The sequence below is a fragment of the Acidovorax sp. KPB24-07 genome (genome assembly GCF_057543315.1).
Window position 1 is genome coordinate 1 of record NZ_BAAJYS010000976.1, and the last position, 510, is coordinate 510.

The 510-nt window shown below is 72.4% G+C and carries 1 pseudogene; it reads right to left on the reverse strand.

Annotated elements, in window-relative coordinates:
• Positions 1 to 460: pseudogene (locus AC27IQ_RS27000) on the reverse strand (D-alanyl-D-alanine carboxypeptidase); the annotation flags it as partial.
• Positions 461 to 510: the final 50 nt, after the last annotated feature.

Below are 510 nucleotides of genomic sequence, written 5' to 3' on the forward strand. Positions count from 1 at the left end.
TGCACGCGCGCCAGCCCGGCCGGGCCATCGGGCACGAAGGTCATGGCGATCGACTTGTAGTTGACCAGCAGCGCGTCCGGCGCGGCGTTGTAGGGGCGCAGGGGCTCACCGTCGAAGCGCGCGGCATCGTGGTCGGGCACGTCGAAGGCGCTGCGGTCCAGCACGATGTCGCCGACGATCACCTGGATGCCCTGCGCCTGCAGGCGCCGCATCAGCAGCCACAGGCGCTCCACCACGAGCTTGGGGTCGCCCTGCCCCTTGATGTACACGTTGCCCTGCAGGCTGCCCGACCGCGGGCGGCGTCCAGGTACACCGGCGTGTCCCAGGTGAAGGCCGGCCCCAGCTGGTCCAGCGCGGCATAGGTGGTGACCAGCTTCATGACCGAGGCGGGATTGACCGGCACCTGCGCGCGGTAGGCGAGCCGGGGCGCCTGCCGGCCCTCCGCATCCACCACCAGCACCGACAGGGCCTCGCGCGGCAGCTTGGCGCGCTGCAGGGCGGCCTCGACCG